Annotated in this window: 4 protein-coding genes; all 4 read left to right on the forward strand. The window is 27.1% G+C overall.

The window, feature by feature from the left end; genetic code table 11:
* On the forward strand, positions 1–197 hold a 197-nt coding region (locus KJQ99_RS09000), incomplete at its 5' end, for a hypothetical protein (RefSeq protein WP_214150608.1).
* Entirely contained in the window at positions 194–850 is a 657-nt protein-coding gene (locus tag KJQ99_RS09005; RefSeq protein WP_214120295.1) for an AzlC family ABC transporter permease, read from the forward strand. The genes KJQ99_RS09000 and KJQ99_RS09005, both read left to right, overlap by 4 nt.
* Positions 835–1152 (forward strand): AzlD domain-containing protein, encoded by a 318-nt coding sequence (locus KJQ99_RS09010; protein ID WP_214117848.1) that lies wholly within the window; start codon positions 835–837, stop codon positions 1150–1152. The genes KJQ99_RS09005 and KJQ99_RS09010 overlap by 16 nt, the downstream gene beginning before the upstream one ends.
* A 9-nt stretch (positions 1153–1161) precedes the next feature.
* The coding region (locus KJQ99_RS09015) for a S8 family serine peptidase (protein WP_214150607.1) at positions 1162–3220 on the forward strand (2059 nt) is incomplete at its 3' end.

Below are 3220 nucleotides of genomic sequence, written 5' to 3' on the forward strand. Positions count from 1 at the left end.
ATTTGTTATTATTTATAAGCATACATTTAGGAGAGAAAATGATTTTTTTAATACCATTAATTATATTTATAGGAATACTTTTTGGGATTGATTACATATATTTTCAAGATGATGATAATAATGTAAAACAAGAAAAAGTTATAAAAAAACAAGAAGTAAGCAATGTAGATGAATATATCAAAAAGTATACAAAATGATAAAACAAGCTTTAATTGATACTTTTGCCGTTGCTGTTGCTTATATAGTAATTGGTATTGCATTTGGCATTCTTGCTTATTCAAATTCTTTTAGTTTTTTTGAAGTTTTTGTGGCTGCTGTTTTTGTTTTTTCTGCGTCATTGCAATTTTTATTATTATCTTTACTTAGCTCTGGTGCTAGTTTAGTAGAGATTTTAATAGCTTCAAGTTTGCTAAATCTTAGACATTTTTTCTATGTTTTAGGAGCTTTAAAATATTTTAGAGATTTAGGCTTTATAAAATACTATGCGATTTTTACTTTAACTGATGAGAGTTTTGCCTTACTTAGTGCAAAAGATTATGATAAAAAAACTGCCGTATTAATTCTAACTTTTAATCATTTTTATTGGATTTTTGGTTGTATTGTAGGGTATTTTATAGCAAGTTTTGCTAAGGCTGATTATAGTGCTTTAGGATTTTCTTTAAATGCTTTATTTATAGTTTTAGCTTACGAACTTTACATAAAACATAAAGAAAATAAAGTATTTTTCATAGCCTTAACTCTTGGGCTTATAGGTTTATTTTTCATAGATAAACAATATATGATGTTAAGTTGTATTTTTTCAGGAATTTTTATATTGATTTTAGGAAAGAAATTATGTCTTATACGATGAGTGCTTTATTAATTGCTGGTTTTAGTGCTGTTGTTTTAAAGGCTTTAGCTTATATATTTTTTGGGACAAAAAAACCAAATGAACTTTTAATGTATCTTGAAAAACATATGCCACTTTTGATTATGGTTATCTTAGTTTGCTTTTTATATAAAGGCTTAGATTATGAAAACCCACCTTATGCAAGTGATTATTTAGTAGCTGGGCTTGTTGCCTTAATCTCTCATATAATGTTTAAAAAAGGTTTTATTAGCATTATTTTAGCAACTTGTGTTTTTTATGTTTTACACGAAATTATTTTTTAGGAATTTAAATTGAGATATAGTGTTTTATTACTTAGTTTATTGTTTTTGAGTGCTTGTGGTGGTGGCGGTGCTGCTGCTAGTGTAGAGCCAAATAATTCAAATAATCAAAGCACAATTAATAAAGATTATACAAATTATTTGCCTACTGCTAATTTTAATTTAGAAGATAGTTTATACAATAGTAGTTATTTAAAATTCACACCGCAAAATTCTTCATCAAGCTATGTTACAAATATAGGCTTTAGCTCTAATTGGAATCAAGGTTTTTTAGGAACAGGAATAATCTTAGCTATCCTAGATACAGGGACAAGTGATTTAAGCAAATTAGCTTTTAATAATCATTATGAATATAAGGAAGTAGATAGAGCGCATTGGAAATCACTAGATTATAGATTAAAAAATACTAATTTTACTGCTAACACTTACAAAAGCTCTGTTTTGATTAATGAAAAAACAAAAGCAAAAGCAACTCATGGAATGCTAGTAATGAATACAGCAAGTTATTTAGCAAAGGATATAAGATTTGCTAATGTGCCTTTACCTTTACTTGATTCAGATGGAAATAAGTTAAGTTCAGGAGATGATATAAATCTTGCTGCTACAATTGATTATTTATCAAATAGCGGGGTAAGGTTTTTTAACCGCTCATTTGCAAGAACAAAAACAATAGATACTAGTGAAGATAATATTGGGGTATTTTATCCAGCAATTATGCAAAATAATGCTCTTGTAGTTAGTTCAGCGGGAAATGAGGAAACAACAGGAGATTTTTCAGCTCATGCTTTACCTATTAATAGCCCACTTAGAAAAGGTTGGATAATTGCACTTGGTTATTATGATAAACCAAAAGAAGATTACAAAAATATTTATTATATTATGGATAATGGGGTTAAAAAATATGTATATTCTGCAGGAAATACTTGCAAAAAATACGGAATTGATGATTGTATAGCAGCTCCTTTTTTAATAAATAATAATGCAGGAACTAGCTTTAGTGCCCCAGCTATTTTAACTCTTGGTGCTTTAATTTATGAAAAATATCCTTGGATGAGTAATGATAATATTAAAGAGAGTATTTTTACAACGGCTTATAAGGTTTATGGAGCAAGTGAAAGCGATATTAAAGCTCATTTTGGAGAAGGCATTATAAATCCAGCAAAAGCAATGAATGGAGTTGCAAGTTTAAGGCATGATTTTAATGCCAATGTAGATATAGATAATTTATATGTATTCTCAAATGATATTAGTGGTAATGCAGGGCTTATTAAAGATGGGATTGGAACTCTTGCTTTAAGTGGAAAAAATACTTTTACAGGAGATATAAGTATTAAAAAAGGTGTTTTGTGGCTTAGTAATTCAAATAAAGCTAGTATCACTAATAATTCTATATTAAGAATGAGTAATGCTAGTGCTGCAAATTTAACCAATAATGGAATTTTAGTTAATGAAGGAATGGAAGTTAATAATCTAAAATTAGCTAATACAAGCGTAGTTTATACAAATATAGGCGAAAAATTTAATGTAATTAATAAAGCTATACTTAATGGGGATTTAAATGTAGTTGGGGTTAAATACGGCTATACTTTAAATAAAGAAAGAGAAAATATCTTAACAGCAGGAAGTATTGAAGGTGAGTTTAAAAATATAAAACCAAATTCTACATTTTTGAAATTAAGCGAACCTGTATATGATAAAAATAATTTAAGTATTAAGGTAGATAAAATTGATGATTTAAATACTTTACCTGAATTAAATGCTTATGCTAAGAAAAATTACACAAGTTTATTTTCAAAATTTGATAGATTGCTTTATGAAACAAAAAAGCCTGATTTACCATTGGATAAGGCAAATTATAAAGAAGTGAATTTAAATGGTAATTTACGCGAAAATGAGTTTTTAAAATACAATATGATTGCAAATGCGATAATAAATACAACAAAAGATGAATTAGCATCTACTACGAAATTATTATTTGCAGAAGATATTTATACAAACTCAATTTTAAATATCGCAAGGATAAAATCACTAAATAAAATAAGTTTTGATAATTTTGGAGTAAGTTATAATT

Origin of the sequence: Campylobacter sp. 2018MI13, from assembly GCF_018501135.1 — a bacterium.
Lineage (GTDB): Bacteria > Campylobacterota > Campylobacteria > Campylobacterales > Campylobacteraceae > Campylobacter_E.

Excerpts from the sequence above, each read along its gene's own strand:
- KJQ99_RS09005 (WP_214120295.1), top strand. The coding sequence starts at position 194 with ATGATAAAACAAGCTTTAATTGATACTTTTGCCGTTGCTGTTGCTTAT.
- KJQ99_RS09010 (WP_214117848.1), top strand. The coding sequence starts at position 835 with ATGTCTTATACGATGAGTGCTTTATTAATTGCTGGTTTTAGTGCTGTT.